The sequence below is a fragment of the Bacillus sp. SRL543 genome (assembly GCF_984799205.1).
This window is the reverse complement of record NZ_OZ481794.1, coordinates 1,937,427-1,961,485: the sequence shown is the minus strand read 5'-3', so window position 1 is coordinate 1,961,485 and position 24,059 is coordinate 1,937,427. Positions and strand designations below refer to the sequence as shown.

Genomic DNA, 24,059 nt, shown 5'->3' with positions numbered 1-24,059 from the left:
TTATAGAAGCGAGTTTACCAGTTGTCTTGTCTGACGATCAACTTCCTGGATTTCCTCAAGGCCCGGATTATCAGAAACAGAATGCTTTTCCATAGCTTTTTCGACCAAGTCCTCAATCTGAAGAAATGTAATTTTCCCTTCCAGGAAAGCTGCAACCGCCGCTTCATTGGCTGCATTCAGAACGGCAGGAAGCGAGCCTCCCCGCTTGCCCGCATCAAAGGCAAATTGCAGACATCGGAATCGGCTGTAGTCCATCTTCTGGAAATGAAGCTGGCCGATTTCTGCCAGGTTGAGCTTTTTGCCGGTACGGTGGGGAAGGCGGTCAGGATAAGTCAGTGCGTATTGGATCGGCACCCTCATATCCGGCGTCCCCAGCTGGGCGATGACCGAGCTGTCATGGAATTCCACCATAGAATGGATGATGCTTTCTTTATGGAGGAGAACCTCAATTTTTTCGTAACCTATAGAAAACAGCCAATGGGCCTCAATCACTTCAAGCCCCTTATTCATCATTGTTGCCGAATCAATGGTTATTTTAGCTCCCATAGACCAGTTTGGATGGTTCAAAGCCTGTTCAACCGTCACATCTTTGAGCTCATCCCTTGTTTTGTCCCGGAAGCTTCCCCCGGAGGCGGTAAGGATGAGTTTGTCTATATTTTTCTTCTGTTCCCCCTGCAGCGCCTGGAATATAGCGGAGTGCTCACTGTCGACAGGAAGAAGCTCCACACCGTTTCTCCTTGCAGCTTCCATCACGATATGGCCTGCTGTAACAAGGGTTTCCTTATTGGCAATCGCAATCGTTTTTTTGGCTTCAATCGCCTGAAGGGTTGGCTGAAGGCCGACACTTCCAAGTACAGCATTTACGAGGACATCCGCTTTTGGATGTACAGCCGTTTCAATCAGCCCTTCTTGCCCATATGAAAATTTAATCCCCGGGAACTCGCCTGCGAGTGTGTCTGCATCATGCTTCTCTGCAGCCGCCACCAGCTCAGGCTTGAATTCCCCAATGATTTTCCTGCCAAGCTCCAGATTTCTGCCGATGCTCATGCTGGCTAATCTGAATTGCTCTGGATGCTCCCTTATAACATCAAGGGTCTGGGTACCGATAGAACCGGTTGCTCCCATTAAACTAATATATTTCACTATTGTTCAACTCCTATTGTTTCAACAAGCTAGACTGCCCGGCTAGTTAAGCAGCTGAAAGAAGTGCAGAAGCGGCCACACGAATAAAAGGCTGTCAAACCTGTCCAGGATGCCGCCGTGCCCGGGAAGGATCGTCCCGGAATCTTTCACTTCATAATGCCTCTTAAGCGCTGATTCTGCCAGATCTCCTATTTGTCCGAAGACAGACAGTACAACGGTAATTAAAGTAAGCTGCAGCAATGTCGCATCTATATCAGTCAGCAGGACAAACAGGATTGCAACGATCACTGCACAAACTACCCCGCCTATAAAGCCTTCCACCGTTTTATTGGGACTGATTTCAGGCCACAGCTTGTTCTTTCCCATGGCTTTTCCGATAAAATAGGCACCGGAATCTGTTGCCCATACAATGAATAAAGAGAAAAAGATAAATAAAATGCCTGCTTCACGTGTTTCAATAAAATAATAAAAGCCTATCCCCACATATATCGATGCAAAGATCGAAAAGGCTGCATCATCAAAAGTAAATCTGTTCTTCGATGCCACGGTAAAGGTCAGCAAAAGCAGGACAGCAAGCAAGCCCATTTCAGTCTTTGACTCGGCAGCAAACTGCAATGCCGGCCATTCCTGTGGACCACCAGGCAGCATCAGTGCCCATAAAAAGGCAAGGGCAATGATGCCCGGCACTGACAGCAGCTTCAGCCTGCGCATCTTCAATACTTCATATAGTGCTGCTGCAGCCAGCAAATAGGCAAGCAGTACAACCGGTGTCCCTCCGTATATAACAACAGGGATTAGTATAGCTCCAAATATGATCGCTGTTACGATTCTTTGCTTCATCTAGTTTTCAACACCTTTATTATACTCCTCCGAACCGCCTCTGCCGGTTTTGGAACACCTCAATGGCCTCCAGCAATTCACCATCAGTGAAATCCGGCCATAATACATCAGTAAACCAGAATTCCGTATAAGCAAGCTGCCAGAGCATGAAATTGCTCAGACGGATCTCTCCGCTTGTCCGGATCAGAAGATCGGGGTCTTCCAGCCCTTCAGTCATTAAGTAGGATGAAAAAACTTCTTCATTTAGCTGGCTTTCTTCCATTATGCCACTTTGGCAATCATTTAAGACCCGCTTGACGGCTTCCAGTATTTCTGCCCGGCTGCCGTAATTGAGGGCAAAGTTGAGAATGAGGCCATCATTATCCTTTGTATCTTCCATTGCCTTTTCAATCGCTTTGAGTGTATGGCCCGGAAGCTGATCTTTATAGCCGATCATCTGAACACGGACATTTTCCTCAACCAGCTCGGGAAGGAAAGTCCCCAGGAATTCTTCCGGAAGCTTCATGAGATAATCAACCTCAAGCTTTGGCCGTTTCCAGTTCTCAGTCGAAAAAGCGTAAAGAGTCAGAGTCTTGATCCCAAGCTCATTGGCCAGCTTCGTTGTTCTTCTGACCACCTTCATCCCTTCATGATGCCCCGCTATTCTCGGCAAGGCCCGCTTTTTGGCCCAGCGGCCATTCCCATCCATTATTATCGCTACATGAGAAGGTACTTTTTGTTCCCTTATTTTTATTATGCGCTCTCGGAGATCGGAAGAAGGTGCTTGGTTCTTCCATTTTTTAAATTTATTTAACATAAGACGGCTCCTTCAAAATGCGTTTCTCTTATCCTCCGAAAAAAGATCTTTCCCCAAAATGTACGATTTGCCTATTCCCAAATTCCGCACGTTCTTATCATACCAAAAATAAATGAAGATATCTCTATAAAAAAGAATATGTAAACATAATAAAAATAAGAATACAAGAAAGCAGCACAATTATTGCAGGATGCCATAATTGTGCCCCATATCGGCCAAATGAGCAAAAGAACCCCCTATATACATAGAGGGTTCTTGTATATTTAGCTGATATAACTCAGGAAAAAGAATTAAACCTCAAGAATTTCTTTTTCTTTGTCTTTTGTGATGCTGTCGACCTTGGTGATATGCTCATCTGTCATCTTCTGGATGTCATCTGAGTAGCCGCGCAGGTCATCTTCTGTAATATCGCCACTTTTCTCCAGCTTCTTCAGATCATCGTTGGCATCACGGCGGATATTGCGGATTGCGACCTTTGCATCTTCTGATTCTTTTTTGACTACCTTGACGAGCTCTTTCCTGCGTTCTTCTGTAAGTGCAGGAATCGCTATGCGAAGCAGGTTGCCGTCATTAGTAGGATTCAGGCCAAGGTCTGATTTAATGATTGCCTTTTCGATTTCTCCCAGAATGGTCTTGTCATAAGGCTGGATGACGAGAAGGCGGGCCTCAGGAACGGAAATTCCTGCAAGCTGATTGACCGGTGTAGGAGCCCCGTAATAATCCACAGTGATCCTGTCAAGAAGCGAAGCGCTTGCCCGGCCTGCACGGATGCTTGCAAGCTCCCGTGAATACGCCTGGATTGCTTTTGTCATACGTTCCTTTGAGTTAGAAATAACTTGTTTTGGCATTATTTATTCCCCCTGACGATCGTTCCGATTTTTTCTCCGCATACGGCGCGCTTAATATTGCCGTTATCCATGATTGAGAATACAATAAGCGGAATATTATTGTCCATGCATAATGAGGAAGCTGTAGAATCCATTACGGCAAGCCCCTCTTTCAGGACATCAAGATAAGACAATTCTTCATATTTAACCGCATTAACATCTAAGCGAGGATCTGCGGAGTATACCCCATCTACATTATTTTTCGCCATTAAGATAACTTCTGCTTCGATTTCAGCAGCACGCAATGCCGCTGTAGTATCTGTTGAAAAATACGGGTTGCCTGTGCCGGCTGCGAAGATCACGACACGCTTTTTTTCCAGATGGCGAATTGCCCGCCTGCGGATATAAGGCTCTGCCACCTGGCGCATTTCAATGGACGTCTGAACGCGTGATTCAACATCCAGCATTTCAAGGCTGTCCTGAAGTGCCAGGGAATTCATGACAGTGGCAAGCATGCCCATATAGTCTGCATTCGCCCTGTCCATCCCCATCTCTTCTCCGATCTTCCCGCGCCAGATGTTGCCGCCGCCCACGACGACCGCCACTTCGACCCCAAGATCGGAAACTTCCTTCACCTGCTGTGCCACCGACTTGATGACAGCAGGATTAATGCCGAAGCCCTGCTCTCCTGCTAAAGCTTCACCGCTTAATTTTAAGACAACTCGTTTGTATTTAGGGCTGCTCATAAGAACCTCCATATGTATTGGAATTACATGATTTCTTGAAAAAGAGGGAACACAATGTGTTCCCCGGTTACCTTCATAAAAGCAGTTTTACCAGCTTTTATTTTATTATTTTTTCACTTGGTTCATAACTTCTTCAGCGAAGTTGTCTTCGCGCTTTTCAATGCCTTCTCCTACTTCATAGCGAACGAATTCGCTAAGAGTTCCGCCAGTTGATTTAACGAAGTCGCGGACCTTTTGATCAGGATTCTTAACGAAAGCCTGGTCAAGTACACAAACGTCTTCGAAATATTTGCTCAAACGGCCTTCAACCATTTTTGCAACGATGTTTTCAGGCTTGCCTTCGTTTAGAGCCTGCTGAGTCAGAACCTGGCGCTCGCGCTCTACTTCTTCAGCAGATACTTCATCGCGGGATACATACTTAGGGTTAAGTGCAGCAATGTGCATTGCTACGTCTTTTGCAGCCTGCTCATCAGTTGATCCTTCAAGAACAGTCAGAACGCCGATGCGTCCGCCCATGTGCAGGTAAGCACCGAATGCATCGCTGTCAGTCTTGCTTTTCACTTCAAAACGGCGAAGGGAAAGCTTTTCTCCGATTTTAGCGATAGCAGCATTGATATGAGCTTCGACAGTTGCTCCGTTTGCCATTGTTTGTGAAGCAGCTTCTTCAGCAGAAGCAGGCTTGTTTTGAAGCAGGTGCTCAGCCAATTCTTTTACAAGAACCTGGAAGCCTTCGTTTTTCGCAACGAAATCTGTTTCAGAGTTCACTTCTAGGATGACAGCTTCATTGCCTTGTGCAAGGATGTAAGTTGTTCCTTCTGCCGCAATGCGGTCAGATTTCTTAGCAGCTTTAGCGATTCCTTTTTCGCGAAGGAAATCGATCGCTTTTTCCATATCACCATCTGTTTCCTGAAGCGCCTTTTTGCAGTCCATCATTCCAGCGCCAGTTTTTTCACGCAGTTCTTTAACGAGTTGTGCAGTAATTGCCATATTGAAATCCTCCTTAAATATATGTAATCATTTCTTATTTTCTTTAAAAAAAGGTGATAAAGGGTGCTCCCTATTATCACCTTTACAGACATTAAGCAGTTGTTACTTCTTCCCCTTGCTTAGCTTCAAGGATGGCATCAGCCATTTTTCCTGTCAGAAGCTTAACAGCGCGGATTGCATCATCGTTTGCAGGGATAACAACATCGATTTCATCCGGATCGCAGTTTGTATCAACGATGCCGACGATAGGGATGTTCAGCTTGTGAGCTTCTGCAACAGCAATGCGCTCTTTGCGCGGGTCAATGATGAATAGAGCGTCTGGAAGAGTCTTCATATCTTTAATTCCGCCTAGGAATTTTTCAAGACGTTCTTGTTCTTTTTTCAATTGAACAACTTCTTTTTTAGGAAGTACTTCGAAAGTTCCGTCTTCTGACATTCTTTCGATATCCTTCAAGCGAGTGATACGCTTTTGGATTGTTTCAAAGTTAGTTAAAGTTCCGCCTAACCAGCGCTGGTTTACAAAGTACATACCAGAACGAAGGGCTTCTTCCTTAACAGAATCCTGAGCTTGCTTCTTAGTACCTACAAAAAGGATCGTTCCGCCGTTACCAGCAAGTTCTTTCACATAGTTGTAAGCTTCTTCTACTTTCTTGACCGTCTTCTGAAGGTCGATGATGTAGATGCCGTTACGCTCAGTGAAGATATATTTCTTCATCTTAGGGTTCCAGCGGCGAGTCTGGTGACCGAAGTGTACACCAGCTTCAAGCAGCTGTTTCATTGAAATTACTGACATGTTAGTTCCTCCTAATGGTTTGTTTGCCTCCGCCCATATCATCTTCAGTCAAAAACTGTACAAAACAGCACCAATTGCCTGAATCCATAGGCGTGTGTAATAACACCATGAGTAAATATAGCATAAGTGACTTTTACAATCAAGTTATTACTGCCGATTTTGACGAAATTTCAATAATAATGATATTTCAGTTTTCCCCCTGCCAAGTTTTTTGGCTATCTCCTCTTCGGCAAATCCCTGTTCCTGAAGGGATTGGGCCTGTTTCAGGATGGATCCGTCTGCCTCAGGTACCGCCGCCGGAGGTTCATCCGCCGTGGGAGAAGCATCTCCGAGCTCGACAATATCCTCCGGGAAAAGCAGGTCCTGCTCTGGCATCGGCTCCTCTTTTTTGCTATACGCCTGGACAGCCTTCTGCATCGCAGACCCTTTGCGCAGCTTCGGTGCAGGGGGTCCGTTCTGTCCGCCTGCACCGTCATTTGCTGGTGCTTTGGCAGCCGGAGCCGCATCTGTTTCAGATTGTACATCTCTTGCAGGCTGAGAGCTTTTTTGAATATTCTTCAATAGCTTTTCATTATCTTCTTTTATTTCGACTACGAAAGCGGTTATGGCTTCTTCCACTTCCCTGAATGACTGCCCCTGCCTTTTCTCCATTTCAAAAAGGCGATTTTGGCGCATATACAATAGTGCTACTGCAAAAATGAGAATCAGATTGATAATCAAACTGACTGCCAGCAGAAAAATAGTCATTGAATCCCTCTATCTTCTATAATCAATTGATGTTCCTTTGTAGGGATGAATCTCTTTCACTATTTCATCCTTTTCTTCCCTTGCCTTTTCAGGCAGCGGTCCGCCGCTGTTCGGGCTGCGTTCCTTCTGCCAGCCGGCCTGGAGCCCGGAATGCTTCTTCACGACAGACTTCCTGTCCTTCTCCTCCTGCTTCTGCACAGCCCTTGCCGCCTGGTCGTTCATCATTTGGCCCCTCTGCTGCAGCTGCTCCTGGATCTTGGATGCATCCTGCATCCTGGGAAGGGCAACCACATTTCAATCAGCTTCAAACTCATATCGGACACTTCCCTTCAGATCGCTCCTGCTGTTGTCAGCAGGGCATGAAACCCTCGGGCCAAGCCATTCACATGATCTTTTGAAGAGTATGCCTCAAGCTGAATATGGCTTTTGTATGGATCTGGGAAATCCTTGAAGTGGACAGCCCCATCACCTGGCCAATCTCTGTCAGTGTCAGCTCTTCTTTATAGAAAAGGCTGATGACCAATTGTTCTTTTTCATTCAGGCAGGAAACCGCATCGGCCATCTCTGCCAGCAGTTCATCTTTTGCGACCTTCTCCTCGGGGACGGCTGCCCGATGGTCTTTAAGAACAAAGGTTGCTCCATCCTTCTCTTCCTGATCCTGCGGCTGTTCATCCATCGACAGGACATTAGCGAAAAAATGCTCACTCATGACGTTCTGCACTTCATCTTCATTGAGGCCGACTTCCGCCCCGATTTCAGCTGCAGTCGCCTTTCTCATCAGCTGCTGTTCAAGCCTTTCTGCTGCCGCTTCGATCTTTTTCGCTTTTTCCCTTGTGCTCCTTGGAAGCCAGTCCTCTTTGCGCAGTCCATCTATTATCGACCCTCTGATCCGGAAGGAGGCGTAAGTATCAAACTTCAGGTCCCTTGTAGGATCGAACTTTTCAAGCGCATCATACAGCCCCATCAGGCCGAGGCTCCTCAGGTCATCCCTTGAGACATTTTTAGGAAGGCCAACAGATATTCTCTGAACATGATAGCTCACTAGAGGCATATATCTTTTTACAAGGAAATTGCCTGCCTCGGCTTCACGGCTTTGCTGCCATAACGCCCAATAGGCTTGTTCATCAGATGATTGTCCATGCATTCGTATGTATACCTCCTTAAGCGCAAGCCAGATGTAGTTTTTGTAAATTATATCAAAATTACTTTCCTATTAATATTGCCGCTGGCGAAATTCTCGGATTCAGGAAACATTTCCTATATATCCGCAGACCCCAAACCCATTTTCCACCGGGCCAGAAGCGGAAAAAATCAGCCCCATGCAAATGGCTGACTTTTTTCGGGAGATGAAATATTTCCGGGGTGAAGATATTATTGGTTAACTGTCAAGGTTATGGAGAATTCCGCTACAGCTCAGTGACCCCTTTGTTGACTGTCTTGATCTGCAGTATGCAGCTCTTCGGATTGAATTCTATCGTTCTGCCGCTGTTTCCCCCGACATCCTCTGCAATCAGCCTGATGTTATGATGATGAAGGGCTTTTTTGACTGCTTCCACATTCCTTGGCCCGATCCTCATAAGGTCGCTGCCTGAAGTGAATTGGAACATTTGCGCCCCTCCGGCAATTTTCGCCCTGAGGTATCCTGTACTTGCCCTTTGCTTGGCCAGTTGCCGCACAAGCTCTTCTATCGCTGTATCGGCGTATTTCAGCTTATTGACCGGACCGCCAGCTCTCGCAAGCGACGAATCCGGCAGCATGATATGTGCCATCCCTGCCAGGCCTGATGACTGATCATATACCGCCACCCCTACGCAGGAGCCAAGCCCCGAGGTGCGCAGAATGTCCGGCACAGATGCAATTTTCATATCAGCTATTCCGACCTTGACGATGTTGGCAATTTCATTCATCGCCGGCTACTCCCAAAGAGCTGAAAATCACTTCAAAGGAGCTGGGATCCGGCAGGAGGAAAAAATGGCCCTTTAATGTATGCGTCACGGCCGGTGCCACTTCAGTCAAAGTTGTCTCAATGACAATGGCATTGTCGCTCACCTGTGAGAGCTCAATAAGCCCGAAGCTGATGATTGCTCCTGCCATATCGATTCCGAGGGCAGGCACCGAAGGGTAGAGTGAAAGATTTGTAAAATCAGAGAGTGAGGTCAGATAGGAGCCGGCCAATATATTGCCCATTTCCTGCAGAGCCGACAAACCGATTTCATCAAAAGGCGGTTCTGCCAGCTGGAACCTGTCATCGCCAGTCATCTGCCGGATAAAGGATTCGGCCTGTTCCACCGGAAGGATGAAGAACATGCTCCCGGGTGCATCGCCTTCGATCCTTAGAAAAACGCTTGCGACAACATTTTCGGGACCGCCGGCCATGTCCATCATTTCATCAAATGAGACGACCTTTACATTCGGGACTTTCATATCAACCTTTTTATCCAGCAAAGTCGACAGAGCTGTCGCCGCATGCCCTGCCCCGATATTCCCGACTTCCTTCAGCAGATCCAGGTGCATGGATGAAATGCCGTTAAGGAAGCTGCCGGTCTGCTTACTCATGGGCTGCCAGCTTCATTTCTCCGCCTTCCAGAATCTTTCCAAGGTCGATCAGGATCAGCAGGCGTTTTTCCACCTTGACGACACCGCTTATGAATTCAGCCTCCTCGGCGCCGATCACGTTCGGCGAAGGTTCTATAGAGTCGCCTGATATGTCGATCACATCATTGGCCCCGTCAACCACCAGGCCGACTTCCATTCCATCCGCCGATGCAATGATGACCCTTGTGCTGTCACTATAATCTTTCAGTTCAAGCCCGAACCTGGTCCTCAGGTCAATGATGGGGGTAACCACGCCCCGCAGATTGATCACTCCTTTGACAGAGGAAGCCGCCCCGGGGACCCTTGTAATATGCTGCACTTTCTCGATTGATCTTACTTGAGAGACCGGTATCGCATATTCTTTATCTTTTAATAAGAAAATGATCAGTTTTAAGTCTGCGGTCAATGTTTCACTCATTTCATACACTCCCTGAATTGGCAGTAGCTTTCATGCCAGTCTATTAATTTATTAAAGCGTTGCAGTCCACAATCAATGCAACCTGCCCATCCCCAAGGATAGTAGCTCCGGAAATCGCAAAAATATCATTGAGATAGCCTCCGAGTGATTTAAGCACGATTTCCTGCTGTCCAATAAACGAGTCGACTACAAGTCCGGCCATCTTGTCCCCTTTGCGTACGATGACCACCGAATAATACCCATCTTCCTCCAAATGCACAGGAACTTTGAATACATCCTTCAAGAACAGAAGCGGAACGACCTTGCCGCGGAAATCAATGACCTTCTGGTTATGGGCATTCATGATATCCTCTTTCTTAATGATAGCCGTTTCAATAATGGAGGAAAGAGGAATTGCGTACTTTTCCTTCTGTACTTCAATCAGCATGACAGAAATGATGGAAAGTGTCAGCGGAAGCTGGATTGAGAAAGTTGAGCCTTTTCCTTCCTGTGAATCAATCATGACTGTTCCGCCCAATGATTCAATGGTGCTTTTCACAACATCAAGGCCTACGCCCCTGCCGGAAACATCCGAAATTTTGTCTGCGGTGGAAAAACCGGAGGCAAAAATGAGCTCGTACACCTGTTTATCTGTAAGAGAAGCGCCTGCCTGCTCGGTTATGATGCCATTTTTAACCGCCTTTTGCAGGACTTTATCCCGGTTAATGCCGGCACCGTCATCAATCAGCTCAATAAAGACATGGTTGCCGCTGTGGTAGGCTTTAAGAACAACTGTTCCTTCTTCATTTTTCCCGTTAGCCTTCCGTACTTCAGGCGTTTCAACTCCGTGGTCCAGTGCATTGCGGATCAAATGCACCAAAGGATCACCTATTTCATCTATGACGGTTCTATCCAGTTCTGTTTCTGCCCCGATGATTTCAAGATTGATTTTTTTATTCAGATCTCTTGCAAGCTGGCGGACCATCCGGGGAAAGCGGTTAAATACGGTTTCAACAGGAACCATCCTCATATTGAGAATAATATTCTGAAGGTCCCCTGAGATGCGGGACATTCTTTCGACAGTCTCATGGAGCTCCTGGTTATTGAGCTCTTTAGAAATCTGCTCAAGCCTTCCCCTGTCGATGACAAGCTCTTCAAACAGATTCATCAATATATCAAGGCGTTCTATATTCACACGGATCGTTTTGCTGCTTGCCTGTTTGGCTGGTGACGCATTCCTGCTGTCTTCTTTTGTTTCTTCGGCAGGACTGGCGGTCCCGGCTTCAGGCGCTGATGGCTCAGATTCCCCTTCAGCCTGTTTGGCAGGAGTCAGGTCTATGGCAATGATTTCCGCCTTCTCGACTTCCGATACCTTCATGACTTTCGCTTGAACCTCTTCTTTAGGTTCCTTTGTCACCAGAGTGACAGTAAAAGCTGTATCAAACTGTTCTTCCTCAAGCTGGTCTACAGGAGGATTGGACTTGATGATTTCACCGGACTTCTCCAATACTTCAAACACCATAAATACTCTCGCAGCCTTCAGGAGGCAGTCTTCCCTCAAAGAGATGGAAACCTCGTAAACGTCAAATCCCTGTTCTTTTGACTGGGCGAGCACTGTCCGTTCAAATTCATCATAATCACTTCTCAGCTCAGCAGGCATCTCTGCTTCTGCAGCAACAGCAGCCGCAGCTTCTTGCCTCGGCTTTCCGGCCTTTAAAGGGCTTTGGCCATTTTCAATCAGCTCCATCTGCTTTACCGCCGCACTGACGTCGCGCTTGCCGTCCCCGCCTTCTGAAATGGACAATACCATTGCTTCCAGATCGTCGACTGCCAGGAAAACGGCATCAAGAAGTTCGGCCGTGACACCTATCTTTTGGTTCCTGATAGCGTCAAGGACATTCTCCATCTGGTGGGTCAGGCGGGCCAGGTCTTCATAGCCCATTGTGGCAGACATACCTTTTAACGTATGGGCAGACCTGAATATTTCATTGATGATTTTCAGATCGGCAGGATTCTTTTCCAGTTCAAGCAGATGTTCATTAATTGCTTGCAGATGCTCCCTGCTTTCTTCAATAAATACTTCTAAATATTGGCTCATTTCCATGGCGCTTTCACCCCTCTGAATTAAACATAGCTCTTTATTTTTTCAGCAATTTCCTCTATGTTTGCAACACTATCAACAAGTCCAGTTTCAATTGCCGTCCTTGGCATTCCATATACAATCGCTGAATTCTTTGATTCTGCAATGGCAGAGGCATTTCCTTTGCGTTTGATTGCCTCAAGGCCTTTTGTCCCATCAGAGCCCATGCCAGTCAGGATCACTGCAATCTTATGGCAATTTTCTATCATGCTAGCCGACTCAAACAGCACATCTACTGAAGGCCTGTGTCCATTAACCGGTGCTGCTTCACTCAAGACAGCCATCAAGCCGGATTTTGTCTGCTGTACTGTCAGATGCAGGCCGCCGGGCGCTATATAAGCTGTCCCTTTTTCCAGCAATTCGCCGTGTTCGGCTTCTTTTACACACAGTCCAGACAAAAGATCCAGCCTGTCAGCCAATGATTTGGTAAAGCCCGGGGGCATATGCTGGACAACCAGGACCGGCGCGTCCAAAGTCCCGGGAAGCTTGGAGAAAACCTTCTGAAGGGCTCTGGGCCCGCCGGTTGAGGTTCCTATGCACACAAGTTTGTCTGCTGTAAGCCGGCTGCCTGATCCGGAAGTGCCTGGTTCTATTTTACTATAATTTTCGTATAGCTTAATAGTATTTTTTCCATATAAAGGCTTGTCTGCCAGTTTGGCAGCTGATATCCTGCTTGCTGCAATGACCTTCTCGGCAAGCTCCTGCTTAATTTTGAACAAGTCCAGTGAAATAGAGCCTGAAGGCTTTGATATAAAATCTGCAGCTCCGAGCTGGATGCTATTCATTGTCTTTTCTGCGCCCTCTTTGGTGGCACTTGCCAGCATCACAACAGGAAGCGGATGCACTTCCATGATTCTCTTCAGCGCCTCAAGCCCATTCAGCTTTGGCATCTCTACATCCATGGTGACGACATCCGGCTTCAGTTCTTCTATCTTCTTTAAAGCATCCTCGCCATCTTTAGCGGTACCGCATATATTGATTTCTTCATTTTCAGAAAGGAAGTCAGAGATGAGTTTTCTCATAAAAGCAGAGTCATCCACGACGAGTACATTGATTTTGCCCATCTAGTTCCGCCCCTTTTCAAAAAGCAATTGCTTTAGCCGCGACATAAATGGAGGCTTTCTGTCATCCTGCAGCTTTCCGTTCTGCTGCAGGAAAAAATCTGCTATGTCCAGCGTCGCTTTTGAGGCAGGCGAGCTTCTTTTATAAAGCAGATATGGTGTTTGCTTTTTGACTGCCTGCGTGACACTGCGGTCATCCGGGACAGCTCCAAGCCTGGAAACCTTTTTTCCCAGGAAGCTTTCCATCACATTAGAGATCCTGTTAAACGCCGAGATCGCTTCCTTTTCTGTTTCTGCTTTATTGACGACTATATGCATAGGCATCATCCTGTCCCTTAGGTGGATGAACTTCAGGGCAGCATAAGCATCGGTCAAAGAAGTCGGCTCAGGAGTTGTCACTGCGATCAGTTCATTAACGGACAGTATGAAATGCAGAGATTGGCTGCTGATCCCTGCACCCATGTCCAGAATAATATATTCATATTTAGAAAACAGGTCTGAGAAGTCCCGGAAAAATTGGTCAAGCACCGGTACTTGGATATCGGCCAGCTGAGAAAGGCCTGTCCCCCCTGCTATGTAATGAAGCCCATGCGGGCCTGCTGAAATTATTTCTTCGAGTGAAGCATTGCCTGCGAAATAATCTGCGACCGAATTGGGAGAAGCCAGGCCCATCAGGACATCTATATTCCCCATTCCGATATCAAGATCCAGAAGGAGAATATCATGCCCTTTTTCCTGGAGAGAGAGGGCGAAGTTCAGTGAAAAATTAGATTTCCCGACTCCTCCCTTCCCGCTTACGACAGCAATAGTCTTTGCTGAAGCCTTATCTTCCCCGTTCATCAGTTTCCTTCTAAGCTGTTCTGCCTGGTCATTCATACTTTGATTCTCCCATTATCGCCCCGGCTATCGTATTCGGGGTGGCGGGCACAAGGTCATCCGGAACATTTTGGCCGGTAGTCAGATAGGCTGCCCCTTTTCCCGTTTTGTCCATTATGTTAAGCAGAGGTCCAAAAGTCGACGTTTCATCTGCCTTTGTGAATATGAAGCTATTAATATCCACGACAGAAAATTGTTTGATCATTTCTTCCATATCCCTTTGCTTGGATGTTAAGGATAAGACGAGATAGGTCAGGCTGCTTTCTGCATCCAGCAGGCCTTTAAGCTCCTGGACATATTTCGGGTTGCGGAAATTACGCCCGGCTGTATCAATCAAAATGACCTCAAAATCCTTGAAGGTGTCCACTGCCGCTTTGAAATCTTCTTCTGTATAGCATACTTCCATAGGCACATCGAGAATATCGGCATATGTTTTCAGCTGGTCGATGGCAGCAATCCTATACGTATCTGTAGTGATAAAGGCCGTTTTTTTCTTTTGTTTTATCACACATTCAGCTGCAATTTTAGCCAATGTCGTTGTTTTGCCAACACCTGTAGGTCCAACAAAGTGAATGATCCGGTGATCAAACAAACTGCTGCCAGAATCAGCAGACTCAAGCTTTGCCGTCAGAAGTTCCCTCAACCAGCTCTTAACTTTGTTAAAATCAGGTTCCGGATCAGATTTATACCATTTTGCCAAAAGCTTTTCCATGAGCTCTTCAATGATTGAAGTTTCCACTTCCTGTCCTGCCAGCTCTTCCTGCACTTTTTTGAGCGGAAGCGGCAGGGAAGAATGGGCACCAATGCGGACTTCGGCAGAGGACTGCTGCATTAAGCGTTTAAGCTCCCGGATTTCCGCCGCCAGTTCTTCAGAAGATGGCCCCTCTGCTTTTGGAGTGATTCCAGCAGCCTTTAGCGGAGGGGGCTCGATTATTTTTTCTTTTACAGCTTCCTTTTGCCGGCTGGGTTCAGGGTCTATTGCAGCAATGACTTCAATATTCCTTTTTTTGAAGAAGCCTAAAAATCCATTTGTCTGCACCATTTTAGAGTTCAGGATGACTGCATCGCTGCCAAGCTCTTCCCGGATGATTTTCATTGCTTCCGGCATGGAAGGTGCCGTGTATTTTTTTACTTTCAATCGATGTTCACCACCCCTACACTTTGTACTTCCACATTTGCTTCCAATTCATTATAAGAAAGAATCGGCACGAGCGGGAAATAGCGCTCTGTCAATTGCCTGGCATACATCCTCACTGCCGGCGAACACAGGACGATAGGCGACTGGTCCATGATGGAAAGCTGTTCCACCTGGGAAGCGATCGATTCCAGGATGCTCTGTGAAACGGCCGGATCCATCGAAAGATAATTTCCATGCTCAGTCTGCTGGATGCCCTCTGCTATCAGCTTTTCAATTTTTCCGGATAATGTAACAACTTTAAGAGAATCTCCCTGTGCGGAATATTGATTGGTAATCTGGCGGGCCAGCGCCTGCCTTACATATTCAGTGAGCAGATCTGTGTCAGATGTCACCTTGCCATAATCAGCCAGCGTTTCAAAGATGATCGGCAAGTTTCGGATAGAAACATTCTCCTTCAGCAGCTTGGCAAGTACCTTTTGAACTTCCCCCACTGACAATGGGCTAGGCGTGACTTCGTCTGCAAGGATCGGATAGCTTTCCTTCAGATGGTCAATCAGCTGCTTTGTCTCCTGTCTTCCGATCAGATCATACGCGTTGGCTTTGATGACTTCAGTAATATGGGTAGAGACGACCGAAGGCGGATCCACCACCGTGTAGCCAAAAATTTCTGCTTGTTCTTTCGTTTCCTCTGTTATCCATTTGGCCGGAAGCCCGAAGGAAGGCTCTACAGTATCAATTCCGTCGATGCTGTCATCTTCAATCCCGGGGCTCATGGCCAGATAGTGGTCAAGCAGCAGCTCTCCGCGGGCCATTTCATTTCCTTTGATCTTCAGTCTGTACTCATTCGGCTGCAGCTGGATATTATCCCTGATCCTCACCACCGGAATGACCAGCCCCAGTTCAATGGCAAGCTGCCTCCGGATCATCACGATCCTGTCAAGAAGGTCTCCTCCCTGATTGGCGTCTGCCAGCGGGATAAGACCATAGCCAAACTCAAATTCAATCGGATCGACATTCAGAAGGCTGACCACACTTTCAGGACTCTTCATTTCATCTGTTTCCAGCTCTTCCTCTATCTCCTGAAGCTGCTCTTTATCAGGCTCTTTTACCCTTGAGAACATAAATCCGCCTAAGGCAAATAATCCGGCGATGGGGAAAGTAAGAATATTGCTGATGGGCGTAAACAGTCCAAGCAGGAATATCGTCGCCCCCGTTACATACAGCATCTTTGGATAAGCAAGTATCTGTGAAGTAATATCGCTGCCCAGATTCCCTTCCGATGCTGCCCGAGTCACGACAATTCCTGTTGCAGTTGAAATCAGCAATGCGGGAATCTGGCTCACAATCCCGTCACCGACTGTCAGAAGCGAATAGCGGCCGGCGGCATCTGCAAAGCCTAAGCCCTGCTGCATCATGCCGATGACAATTCCGAATATAAGGTTGATCAGGACAATGATGATCCCGGCGATGCTGTCCCCTTTTACAAATTTACTTGCTCCATCCATGGAGCCGTAGAAATCTGCTTCTCTGCTGACCTTCTCCCGTCTTTCCCTTGCCTCATGCTCGGAAATCATCCCGGCATTCAGATCAGCATCGATGCTCATCTGCTTTCCTGGCATTGCATCGAGTGTAAACCGTGCTGCCACCTCTGATACACGCTCAGATCCTTTTGTAATAACGATAAATTGAATAATGATCAGGATAAGGAAAACAACCATCCCTACTATTACGTTTCCGCCGACAACGAATGTACCGAACGTCTCGACGACGCCGCCCGCTTCACCTTTTGATAAAATGGATCGGGTGGTGGATACATTCAGTCCAAGCCTGAATAATGTCAGCAGCAGCAGGAGCGATGGAAAGATGGAAAACTGCAGCGGTTCATTCATATTCATGGATATCAGCAAAACGAGAAGCGCCAGTGAAATATTCATGATGATCAGAATGCTTAACAGCCAGGATGGAAACGGTATGATAAGCATGGCGACGATCAAGATGACACTGACAACAACCGATAAATCTCTACCAGACATAATCTCTCTCCTAACAGAAATGCGTAAGGCACTAGGTTCGATGGAACGCAGACTAAGTACGCCGCTTCAATCGGCAGCGTCTTGATGGCCGGATCCTGCAGGCCTCTTCACTGCTGCTTACATTTTGTTCTTGGTGCGGTATACGTACGCAAGGATTTCCGCAACCGTTTTAAAAAACTCCTCAGGTATGGTGCTGCCGATTTCGGTCTGGCTGTACAGGGCCCTTGCCAGCGGCCTGTTCTCCACCGTAATGACCTCATTTTCTTTAGCTATATATTTGATTTTCTGTGCGACAAAATCTGCACCTTTTGCCACCACGTACGGCGCATCCTGCTTTTCTTCGTCATACTTCAGGGCAATGGCAAAGTGGGTCGGATTGGTGATGACCACGTCGGCATTCGGCACTTCCTGCATCATGCGGCTCATTGCCATTTCTCTTTGCTTCTGCTTGATCTTTGACTTGATTAAAGGATCGCCCTCGATATTTTTATATTCATCTTTTATGTCCTGCTTGGACATCCGGATGTTTTTTTCAAAATCATACTTCTGATACAGATAATCCAGGACAGATAAAAATAGAAGGGCAGCTGATGCAAATAAACCCATCTGCACTGTTAAACTGGCCAAAGTGACCAATGCAGCCCCCGGAGATTTTTGTGAAAGCATCAGGATTTCATCAATCCGAAGCCATAAAACCACAAATGTGACGGCACCGACAAAACCGATCTTTAAGATCGACTTCAGCAGCTCCACAATGGCCCTCACTGAAAAAATCCTTTTAAATCCTTTGATAGGATCGATTTTCTCCAGCTTAAACTGGATGGCTTCTGTTGAAAATAAAAATCCAACCTGCATATAATTGGCCGCCGCCCCGGCAATCATGGCAATCAGCATGATCGGCCCCAGAAACAAAGCCAATTCCTTCATGACTGCAAGGAAGATTGCCTGGACATTGTTCTCTGTCAGTTCCATGAGCATAAATTCCTGAAAAGAGTGCATCAGCAAATACATGATGATATTTTTTAAATATCCGCCTGCAAACAGGAGAAACAGGAATACAGCCAGCAGAACCACGGCTGTATTAACATCCTGGCTTTTGGCAACCTGCCCTTTTCTACGGGAGTCCTGCCTTTTCTTTGGGGTGGCCTTTTCTGTCTTCTCCCCGCTGAAAAACTGCAAATCAAGCCTGAGCCTATTCATCCGCCAGCTCCCCCTATCAGATCCATGAGACCTTTCATTGTACTGGCCATCTCGCCGAAAAGCTGGGAAACCACATAAAGCAAAACACTCATGACAGCGACAAGAACAATGAAGCTGACGCCTATTTTCAAAGGAAGTCCGACTACAAACACATTGAGCTGGGGAACGGTCCTTGCGACAATCCCAAGCGCAACATCCACCAGGAACAGACAGCCGACCACCGGCACTGACATCTGGAATGCCGAAATGAACATCGAATTAAAGGCCCGCAGCATATATTCCGCCATAGCTTCATCACCGAACGGGATCCACGGCTGATCGAGCGGTATTGCCTGATAGCTGTAATAAATACCGTCAATGAGCAGATGATGCCCATTGACCATAAGAAGGAAAAACAGCGAAATTGTGTATAAATACTGGCCCATGAGCGGGCTTTGCGCACCTGTTTGCGGATCGATCACATTGGCGATGGCAAAACCCATCTGGAAGTCGATCAGTCCGCCTGCTATTTGAATGGCTGAAAGGATTAGATATGATATAAAGCCTATTACAAGTCCAACCAGTACTTCTTTCATAATCAGCAAATAATATGCACCATTGATCTCCAATGCCGGGGCATCCACTGTATAAAAGATGATCCAGGCCAGAAAGAAGCCCAGCCCGATTTTATGGGTGTTCGGGATCGACCTGTAAGAAAAAAGCGGCATCAGAAGAAAGAAAGAAGTCACTCTTACAAATATCAGTAAAAAAGCAGGAAACGCCGGGAGTAAATCTAGCATGTCATCATCCTACAAATCTAGTCAGATTTGAAAATATTTCATTCGTATAAGAAAGCATGTGGCTGAGCATCCATGGACCGAAAAAAACTACACCGAGAAGGACCGCGACGATCTTCGGCACAAACGCCAAAGTCTGTTCCTGAATCTGGGTAGTCGCCTGAAAGATGCTGACAATCAGCCCTACCACAAGCGCGAGCACCAAAAGCGGCCCACTGATATATAAAACACTCATAATTCCCTGTTCTGCGATCGATATAACCGATTCGGGACTCATTCAATTCACCTGCTTAAAAACTTTGTAGTAAAGATTTGACAACGAGATACCATCCATCCACAAGAACGAACAGCAGAATTTTGAATGGCAGCGATATCATGACCGGCGGCAGCATCATCATACCCATGGACATGAGCACACTGGCCACTACCATATCAATCACAAGGAAAGGGATGAAAATCATGAATCCAATCTGGAAAGCTGTTTTTATCTCACTGATGGCAAACGCCGGAACGAGCGCAGTCAGCGGTATATCCTGGATGGATTCCGGTGTTTCGGCACCTGAATATTCAAGGAACAGAGCTAAATCCTTCTGCCTTGTATGGGCGCTCATAAAGTCCTTGAAAGGGACCGAAGCCTTATCGTATGCCTGCTCCAGATTGATTTCTTCATTAAAAAGCGGGGTCAGCGCCTGCTCGTTAACCTCCTGGAAGACAGGTGCCATAATGAAAAATGTCAAAAATAGCGACAGGCCGACAAGTACCTGGTTGGGTGGCATTTGCTGGGTGGCAAGCGCCGTTCTGACAAAAGAAAGAACAATGATGATCCTGGTAAAACATGTCATTAAAATCAATATGCTTGGCGCCAGCGATAAAACCGTCAGCAGCAGGAGCATTTTTACAGAAGTGGATACATCATCAGGGGCACTCGCATTGAAAAATTCCATAAACTCATTCATTGGTCTTTAGGCCCCTTCTGCTCCATTTCCTGGTGGATTTTTTTGCGCTCCCGGCTCAGTTCTTCCAGCTGTTTTTTCAGAACAGACTGGAAATTGCCATTGCTGCCGTCAGCAGACTTTGTTTTAGCCGTATTTGCCAATTTTGCAGCCTTTGCTCTTTGAATCACTTTTGTCACAATATCGCTTGGCTGGACAAGCTGTTCCATTTTGGTGTTATAGTCTTTGATGATCTGATGATATTCTTCTTCATCATCTATTTCTTTCAACAGCTGTATATTATCACCCACACCCACTACAAGGAGCTGCCTGCCCACCTTGACGATCTGAATGCTTTTGCTGGCTCCAAGTGAGGTGCCGCCTAGATTTTCGACAAGCTGGGAAGATTTATAGGTTCTGCTTTTTTTGTTGATGAATTTCAGGAGGAAATACAGCAGGCCGATGACAAACGCTGATGCGAAAATCATTTTGGCTATATCCCAGCTGTTAATTCCAACTCCGGCTGAGCCTTCTTCCTTAGCAGCATCTGAATCCTCAGCAGGCTCAGAACAATCATTTCCCTTTCCGCTTTCGTAGCAGTCCTTGACGCTGTTATCCAGCTGCTCTGCATGGGCCACAGTTTGAAGGCCCGGCAAAGCAGCTGCAGCAAGAAGCAGGGTTATGAGCAATTGTTTTACTATTTGCAACATGATGCACCCTCTATTTATAAAATTGCTTTTAGCCTAATGTTTTTGAGATAGCTTCCAAAACCCTGTCAGCCTGGAATGGCTTAACGATGAAATCCTTTGCGCCGGCCTGGATTGCGTCGATGACCATTGCCTGCTGCCCCATGGCAGAACACATGATGACCTTCGCAGAAGGATTAAGCTTCTTGATTTCTTTGAGTGCAGTGATGCCATCCATTTCCGGCATCGTAATGTCCATTGTCACAAGGTCAGGCTGTGTTTCTTTATATTTTTCGACTGCCTGGGCTCCATCCGCTGCCTCGCCGACAACATCGTAGCCGTTCTTGGACAGGATGTCCTTGATCATCATGCGCATGAATGCAGCATCGTCCACTATTAAAATCTTCTGTGCCATAATACTTAACCCCCAAATTTATTATCGTAAATTTTTGATCCTGTCGCTCTGGCTTATGATATCTGTGACTCTGACACCAAAGTTCTCCTCGATGACAACCACTTCACCCTTTGCGATCAGCCTGCTGTTGACCAGTATATCAACCGGCTCTCCCGCAAGCTTGTCCAGCTCGATGATAGACCCGGCGGAAAGCTCCAGTATATCTTTGACAGAACGCTTTGTCCTGCCAAGCTCTACCGTCACCTGCAAAGGGATATCCAGGAGCATATTCAGGTTCTTTGTTTCTGCCTCCTGAAGCTGGTGGGGCTCGAAGCTTGAAAATACAGCCGGCTGGACCTGCGGTGCCTGGCCGCCTGGATACTGGGCACCGAGATGCTGGGGTGCTGCCTGGGCGGCCGGGCGCTGGAGCTGTTGCTCCATCCCGGGGTGCTGAGCCGTTCCCTGTCCGTAGCCGGCAGGGGCTGCTGCCATGTCAGGCACCGGGTCTGCAGGAGGCTGCTGGTAAACAGGCTCCTGTGTTTGTACAGGTTCCGGCTTGGTGATATCAGCAGCCGGCTCTTCCGCCTGCCCACCCGGATTCATAAGTTCCTCAACAAGCCTTTTAGCAAATTCCAGCGGGACCACCTGCATGATGCTTGAATCAATAAGATCCCCAATTTTCAGCCTGAAAGATACCTTAACAAGCATATCGTCATCCGGGATCCTATCTGTCCCTTCCCCTTGCTGCACATCCAGAAAATCAATGGATGGCGGCGAAATATCAACCCGTTTGCTGAAAATGGTGGACATGGAAGTCGCAGCAGAACCCATCATCTGGTTCATTGCTTCCTGCACGGCGCTCAGCTGGATCTCCCCGAGCAGATCAGCAGGGTTCACCCCGTCTCCTCCGAGCATGAGATCAGCTATGATTGCAGCATCTGATTGTTTGATTACAAGCAGATTGCTTCCTGAGAACCCTTCTGTATAACTGACCTGGATGGCCACATACGGATGCGGGAATTCTTCCTGGAGCTTTCTTTTTAATATGACAGAAACAGTCGGGGTTGTTATTTCAACCTTTTGATTCAAAAGTGTAGATAAAGCTGTGGCAGAACTGCCAAATGAGATATTCCCAATTTCGCCAAGCGCATCCTGTTCCATCATGGAGAGGTATTCTTCAACTGAAAAAATATCATCTTCCTCTATATCGTCGGTTCCTCTTAAAAGGGCATCTATTTCATCTTGTGAGAGCATATCGTCACTCATCATCGCTGTCTCCCCCCTTCAATGTATCAAGTATTTGAATAGCCAGCTTTTTGTTTGCTTTACCGGGCTGCCCCGTAAATTTAGGAATATCCCCGATCTTGATGGTCAGCGGACGGTCAATCGTCTGATTCAGCTCAATCACATCCCCGAGATCAAGCATAAGGAAATCCTGGATGGAAATATCTGCAGATCCAAGCTCTGCGGAGACCGGCACCTGTGCCTTTTGTAAGCTGTGCTCAAGCCTGCCCAGCTCCTCAGGCTCCCTCTCCTTTTTCTCTGTCTGCATCCAGTAGTGGACTGAGAGCTTTGGAATGATAGGTTCCAGCACCACATGGGGAATGCAAATATTGATCATTCCGCTTGTCTCTCCAATCATCGTGTTCAGCGAAATGACGACAACCGTTTCATTGGGTGAAACCATCTGCAGAAACTGCGGGTTGATTTCAAATTCGGCAAGGAAAGGATCTATTTCGGTAATCGTGCTCCACGCCTCCCTCAAATGCTCGAACGCCCGTTCAAAAGTATTGGACATGATCTTTGTTTCGATTTCTGTCAATGTATCAACTTTATTGATGCTCGACCCTCTTCCGCCCATCATCCTGTCCATCATCGCATAGGCAATATTAGGATTGACCTCCATCAGGATCCTTCCATCAAGCGGGGGGACCTCGAATACATTCAATATCGTCATTTTTGGAATAGATCTGATAAATTCCTCATACGGTATCTGGTCGGCGGAAGCCACCGAAATCTGGACATATGTCCTTAATTGCGCTGAGAAAAAGGTCGTCAATAGACGGGCAAAATTCTCGTGAATCCTGGTCAGGCTCCGAATCTGGTCTTTTGAAAACCGGAGTGCCCTCTTAAAGTCATACACTTTCACTTTTTTCTCAGATTGCTCTTTCTTTAATTCATCTGCATCCATTTCCCCTGTTGATATAGCGGAAAGCAGTGCATCAATCTCATTTTGCGATAAAACCTCACCAGACATGAACCCTCACCTCCATCTTCGTAATCTGCCGAGGAAATCCGGATTATTGGAGGAGAGACTCAGTGATATAGACACTCTCTACTTTTCCGTTTTGCATCAGGCTGTTGATTTTTGATTTAAGGTCCTCCTGCAGGCTGATCTTGCCTTCTTTCCCCTGCAGATCTTCCGCCTTCTTTTCTGAAAGCTCCTGGATGATGATATTCTTCACCTGGAAATCCCTCTTCTCCAGCTCTTCCTTCGCCTTTTTGCTGTCAGTCTGGACCTTGAAGGAGATGCGGATAAAATCATCGCTGGCCAGATTTGTTGTGATCTGGTTGATGTCCACAGATGCTTCCAGCACTTCTTCAATTGAAGGCTCTTTTGCCTCTGCACCGTCTGTATATTTCATGACAACGACCAATGCCACCGCGCCAACCAGAGTGATAGCTATGAGCAAAAACAGCATGATCATTAAGAGTTTATTATTCTTCATTTTCCATTCCCTCCAGCTGTTTGTGCCCAAGCAATCCGATAGATTGATAGAACCCGATAATCTTCCTTTTCACCGAGTCCTCATCATCCTTCACCACATACTTTCTTCCATTGGCCAGTGTAATGGTCGTGTCGGGAAAAGATTCGACCGTTTCTATATAAACAGCATTAATTGTAAATGTCTTTCCATTCAGCCTTGTAACAGTGATCATTGTAAGCGCCAG

Annotated in this window: 28 protein-coding genes; all 28 read right to left on the bottom strand. The window is 46.8% G+C overall.

From position 1 onward, the window contains the following. Complete coding sequence (locus tag AC4E8B_RS09950; RefSeq protein ID WP_490218623.1) at positions 1 to 1,143, bottom strand: 1-deoxy-D-xylulose-5-phosphate reductoisomerase; 1,143 nt, start codon at positions 1,141 to 1,143, stop codon at positions 1 to 3. 42 nt (positions 1,144 to 1,185) lie between these two features. After that, complete coding sequence (locus tag AC4E8B_RS09945; protein ID WP_490218621.1) at positions 1,186 to 1,983, bottom strand: phosphatidate cytidylyltransferase; 798 nt, start codon at positions 1,981 to 1,983, stop codon at positions 1,186 to 1,188. A gap of 19 nt (positions 1,984 to 2,002) precedes the next feature. Next, entirely contained in the window at positions 2,003 to 2,779 is a 777-nt protein-coding gene (uppS, locus tag AC4E8B_RS09940; RefSeq protein ID WP_490218619.1) for an undecaprenyl pyrophosphate synthase, read from the bottom strand. Between the two features lie 290 nt (positions 2,780 to 3,069). After that, positions 3,070 to 3,627 (bottom strand): ribosome recycling factor, encoded by a 558-nt coding sequence (frr, locus tag AC4E8B_RS09935; RefSeq protein ID WP_490218617.1) that lies wholly within the window; start codon positions 3,625 to 3,627, stop codon positions 3,070 to 3,072. Next, entirely contained in the window at positions 3,627 to 4,352 is a 726-nt protein-coding gene (pyrH, locus tag AC4E8B_RS09930) for a UMP kinase (RefSeq protein WP_148975422.1), read from the bottom strand. Before pyrH ends, frr begins: the two co-directional genes overlap by 1 nt. A gap of 105 nt (positions 4,353 to 4,457) precedes the next feature. Further along, entirely contained in the window at positions 4,458 to 5,339 is an 882-nt protein-coding gene (tsf, locus tag AC4E8B_RS09925; protein WP_490218616.1) for a translation elongation factor Ts, read from the bottom strand. A gap of 91 nt (positions 5,340 to 5,430) precedes the next feature. Beyond that, positions 5,431 to 6,132: a 30S ribosomal protein S2 gene (rpsB, locus tag AC4E8B_RS09920; RefSeq protein WP_490218614.1), complete on the bottom strand. Its 702-nt coding sequence runs from the start codon at positions 6,130 to 6,132 to the stop codon at positions 5,431 to 5,433. A gap of 147 nt (positions 6,133 to 6,279) precedes the next feature. Then, positions 6,280 to 6,879: a hypothetical protein gene (locus AC4E8B_RS09915; protein WP_490218612.1), complete on the bottom strand. Its 600-nt coding sequence runs from the start codon at positions 6,877 to 6,879 to the stop codon at positions 6,280 to 6,282. A gap of 9 nt (positions 6,880 to 6,888) precedes the next feature. Further along, complete coding sequence (locus tag AC4E8B_RS09910; RefSeq protein WP_490218611.1) at positions 6,889 to 7,152, bottom strand: hypothetical protein; 264 nt, start codon at positions 7,150 to 7,152, stop codon at positions 6,889 to 6,891. A 109-nt stretch (positions 7,153 to 7,261) separates the two neighbouring features. Beyond that, a complete protein-coding gene (locus AC4E8B_RS09905; protein WP_490218609.1) occupies positions 7,262 to 8,023 on the bottom strand; it encodes a FliA/WhiG family RNA polymerase sigma factor in 762 nt (253 codons plus the stop codon). A gap of 262 nt (positions 8,024 to 8,285) precedes the next feature. After that, positions 8,286 to 8,786, bottom strand: a complete 501-nt coding sequence (locus AC4E8B_RS09900; RefSeq protein WP_490218607.1) for a chemotaxis protein CheD — start codon at positions 8,784 to 8,786, stop codon at positions 8,286 to 8,288. Then, positions 8,779 to 9,435 carry a chemotaxis protein CheC gene (locus tag AC4E8B_RS09895; RefSeq protein ID WP_490218605.1) on the bottom strand — a complete coding sequence of 219 codons (657 nt, stop codon included), beginning with the start codon at positions 9,433 to 9,435 and terminating at the stop codon, positions 8,779 to 8,781. Before AC4E8B_RS09895 ends, AC4E8B_RS09900 begins: the two co-directional genes overlap by 8 nt. Further along, on the bottom strand, positions 9,428 to 9,892 hold the full coding sequence (locus AC4E8B_RS09890) for a chemotaxis protein CheW (protein ID WP_490218604.1): 465 nt from the start codon (positions 9,890 to 9,892) through the stop codon (positions 9,428 to 9,430). The genes AC4E8B_RS09895 and AC4E8B_RS09890 overlap by 8 nt, the downstream gene beginning before the upstream one ends. A 43-nt stretch (positions 9,893 to 9,935) precedes the next feature. Continuing rightward, positions 9,936 to 11,975 carry a chemotaxis protein CheW gene (locus tag AC4E8B_RS09885; protein WP_490218602.1) on the bottom strand — a complete coding sequence of 680 codons (2,040 nt, stop codon included), beginning with the start codon at positions 11,973 to 11,975 and terminating at the stop codon, positions 9,936 to 9,938. 20 nt (positions 11,976 to 11,995) lie between these two features. Next, positions 11,996 to 13,075, bottom strand: a complete 1,080-nt coding sequence (locus AC4E8B_RS09880) for a protein-glutamate methylesterase/protein-glutamine glutaminase (RefSeq protein WP_490218600.1) — start codon at positions 13,073 to 13,075, stop codon at positions 11,996 to 11,998. Then, positions 13,076 to 13,948 carry a MinD/ParA family protein gene (locus AC4E8B_RS09875; RefSeq protein WP_490218598.1) on the bottom strand — a complete coding sequence of 291 codons (873 nt, stop codon included), beginning with the start codon at positions 13,946 to 13,948 and terminating at the stop codon, positions 13,076 to 13,078. Further along, positions 13,941 to 15,086 carry a flagellar biosynthesis GTPase FlhF gene (flhF, locus tag AC4E8B_RS09870; protein ID WP_490218596.1) on the bottom strand — a complete coding sequence of 382 codons (1,146 nt, stop codon included), beginning with the start codon at positions 15,084 to 15,086 and terminating at the stop codon, positions 13,941 to 13,943. The genes AC4E8B_RS09875 and flhF overlap by 8 nt, the downstream gene beginning before the upstream one ends. Further along, entirely contained in the window at positions 15,083 to 17,119 is a 2,037-nt protein-coding gene (flhA, locus tag AC4E8B_RS09865) for a flagellar biosynthesis protein FlhA (protein WP_490218594.1), read from the bottom strand. Before flhA ends, flhF begins: the two co-directional genes overlap by 4 nt. A 117-nt stretch (positions 17,120 to 17,236) precedes the next feature. Beyond that, positions 17,237 to 18,319 carry a flagellar biosynthesis protein FlhB gene (gene flhB, locus AC4E8B_RS09860; RefSeq protein ID WP_490218592.1) on the bottom strand — a complete coding sequence of 361 codons (1,083 nt, stop codon included), beginning with the start codon at positions 18,317 to 18,319 and terminating at the stop codon, positions 17,237 to 17,239. Continuing rightward, complete coding sequence (fliR, locus tag AC4E8B_RS09855; RefSeq protein ID WP_490218591.1) at positions 18,316 to 19,098, bottom strand: flagellar biosynthetic protein FliR; 783 nt, start codon at positions 19,096 to 19,098, stop codon at positions 18,316 to 18,318. Before fliR ends, flhB begins: the two co-directional genes overlap by 4 nt. Positions 19,099 to 19,102: 4 nt before the next feature. Then, positions 19,103 to 19,372: a flagellar biosynthesis protein FliQ gene (fliQ, locus tag AC4E8B_RS09850; RefSeq protein ID WP_490218589.1), complete on the bottom strand. Its 270-nt coding sequence runs from the start codon at positions 19,370 to 19,372 to the stop codon at positions 19,103 to 19,105. 13 nt (positions 19,373 to 19,385) lie between these two features. Beyond that, positions 19,386 to 20,051, bottom strand: coding sequence for a flagellar type III secretion system pore protein FliP (gene fliP / locus AC4E8B_RS09845; protein ID WP_490218587.1), 666 nt, complete (start codon positions 20,049 to 20,051; stop codon positions 19,386 to 19,388). Further along, on the bottom strand, positions 20,048 to 20,737 hold the full coding sequence (locus AC4E8B_RS09840) for a flagellar biosynthetic protein FliO (RefSeq protein ID WP_490218585.1): 690 nt from the start codon (positions 20,735 to 20,737) through the stop codon (positions 20,048 to 20,050). Before AC4E8B_RS09840 ends, fliP begins: the two co-directional genes overlap by 4 nt. Before the next feature lie 28 nt (positions 20,738 to 20,765). Continuing rightward, positions 20,766 to 21,128 (bottom strand): response regulator, encoded by a 363-nt coding sequence (locus tag AC4E8B_RS09835; RefSeq protein ID WP_009795890.1) that lies wholly within the window; start codon positions 21,126 to 21,128, stop codon positions 20,766 to 20,768. Between the two features lie 21 nt (positions 21,129 to 21,149). After that, positions 21,150 to 22,376: a flagellar motor switch phosphatase FliY gene (fliY, locus tag AC4E8B_RS09830; RefSeq protein ID WP_490218583.1), complete on the bottom strand. Its 1,227-nt coding sequence runs from the start codon at positions 22,374 to 22,376 to the stop codon at positions 21,150 to 21,152. Next, entirely contained in the window at positions 22,366 to 23,364 is a 999-nt protein-coding gene (gene fliM / locus AC4E8B_RS09825) for a flagellar motor switch protein FliM (protein WP_490218582.1), read from the bottom strand. Before fliM ends, fliY begins: the two co-directional genes overlap by 11 nt. A 43-nt stretch (positions 23,365 to 23,407) precedes the next feature. Next, a complete protein-coding gene (gene fliL, locus AC4E8B_RS09820) occupies positions 23,408 to 23,836 on the bottom strand; it encodes a flagellar basal body-associated protein FliL (RefSeq protein WP_490218580.1) in 429 nt (142 codons plus the stop codon). Further along, entirely contained in the window at positions 23,826 to 24,047 is a 222-nt protein-coding gene (locus tag AC4E8B_RS09815) for a flagellar FlbD family protein (protein WP_009795894.1), read from the bottom strand. The genes fliL and AC4E8B_RS09815 overlap by 11 nt, the downstream gene beginning before the upstream one ends. Positions 24,048 to 24,059 lie beyond the last annotated feature (12 nt).

Bases quoted from the DNA above. Each gene is read 5' to 3' on its own strand.
- fliY (WP_490218583.1), bottom strand. From the start codon at position 22,376: ATGATGAGTGACGATATGCTCTCACAAGATGAAATAGATGCCCTTTTA.
- AC4E8B_RS09910 (WP_490218611.1), bottom strand. From the start codon at position 7,152: ATGCAGGATGCATCCAAGATCCAGGAGCAGCTGCAGCAGAGGGGCCAA.
- fliR (WP_490218591.1), bottom strand. From the start codon at position 19,098: ATGCTAGATTTACTCCCGGCGTTTCCTGCTTTTTTACTGATATTTGTA.
- fliP (WP_490218587.1), bottom strand. From the start codon at position 20,051: ATGAATGAGTTTATGGAATTTTTCAATGCGAGTGCCCCTGATGATGTA.
- rpsB (WP_490218614.1), bottom strand. From the start codon at position 6,132: ATGTCAGTAATTTCAATGAAACAGCTGCTTGAAGCTGGTGTACACTTC.
- tsf (WP_490218616.1), bottom strand. From the start codon at position 5,339: ATGGCAATTACTGCACAACTCGTTAAAGAACTGCGTGAAAAAACTGGC.
- frr (WP_490218617.1), bottom strand. From the start codon at position 3,627: ATGCCAAAACAAGTTATTTCTAACTCAAAGGAACGTATGACAAAAGCA.
- flhB (WP_490218592.1), bottom strand. From the start codon at position 18,319: ATGAATAGGCTCAGGCTTGATTTGCAGTTTTTCAGCGGGGAGAAGACA.
- flhA (WP_490218594.1), bottom strand. From the start codon at position 17,119: ATGTCTGGTAGAGATTTATCGGTTGTTGTCAGTGTCATCTTGATCGTC.
- uppS (WP_490218619.1), bottom strand. From the start codon at position 2,779: ATGTTAAATAAATTTAAAAAATGGAAGAACCAAGCACCTTCTTCCGAT.
- fliQ (WP_490218589.1), bottom strand. From the start codon at position 19,372: ATGAGTCCCGAATCGGTTATATCGATCGCAGAACAGGGAATTATGAGT.
- AC4E8B_RS09900 (WP_490218607.1), bottom strand. From the start codon at position 8,786: ATGAATGAAATTGCCAACATCGTCAAGGTCGGAATAGCTGATATGAAA.
- AC4E8B_RS09890 (WP_490218604.1), bottom strand. From the start codon at position 9,892: ATGAGTGAAACATTGACCGCAGACTTAAAACTGATCATTTTCTTATTA.
- AC4E8B_RS09840 (WP_490218585.1), bottom strand. From the start codon at position 20,737: ATGTTGCAAATAGTAAAACAATTGCTCATAACCCTGCTTCTTGCTGCA.
- pyrH (WP_148975422.1), bottom strand. From the start codon at position 4,352: ATGAGCAGCCCTAAATACAAACGAGTTGTCTTAAAATTAAGCGGTGAA.
- AC4E8B_RS09815 (WP_009795894.1), bottom strand. From the start codon at position 24,047: ATGATCACTGTTACAAGGCTGAATGGAAAGACATTTACAATTAATGCT.
- AC4E8B_RS09905 (WP_490218609.1), bottom strand. From the start codon at position 8,023: ATGCATGGACAATCATCTGATGAACAAGCCTATTGGGCGTTATGGCAG.
- fliM (WP_490218582.1), bottom strand. From the start codon at position 23,364: ATGTCTGGTGAGGTTTTATCGCAAAATGAGATTGATGCACTGCTTTCC.
- AC4E8B_RS09880 (WP_490218600.1), bottom strand. From the start codon at position 13,075: ATGGGCAAAATCAATGTACTCGTCGTGGATGACTCTGCTTTTATGAGA.
- AC4E8B_RS09895 (WP_490218605.1), bottom strand. From the start codon at position 9,435: ATGAGTAAGCAGACCGGCAGCTTCCTTAACGGCATTTCATCCATGCAC.
- AC4E8B_RS09945 (WP_490218621.1), bottom strand. From the start codon at position 1,983: ATGAAGCAAAGAATCGTAACAGCGATCATATTTGGAGCTATACTAATC.
- fliL (WP_490218580.1), bottom strand. From the start codon at position 23,836: ATGAAGAATAATAAACTCTTAATGATCATGCTGTTTTTGCTCATAGCT.
- AC4E8B_RS09915 (WP_490218612.1), bottom strand. From the start codon at position 6,879: ATGACTATTTTTCTGCTGGCAGTCAGTTTGATTATCAATCTGATTCTC.
- AC4E8B_RS09835 (WP_009795890.1), bottom strand. From the start codon at position 21,128: ATGGCACAGAAGATTTTAATAGTGGACGATGCTGCATTCATGCGCATG.
- AC4E8B_RS09885 (WP_490218602.1), bottom strand. From the start codon at position 11,975: ATGGAAATGAGCCAATATTTAGAAGTATTTATTGAAGAAAGCAGGGAG.
- AC4E8B_RS09875 (WP_490218598.1), bottom strand. From the start codon at position 13,948: ATGAATGACCAGGCAGAACAGCTTAGAAGGAAACTGATGAACGGGGAA.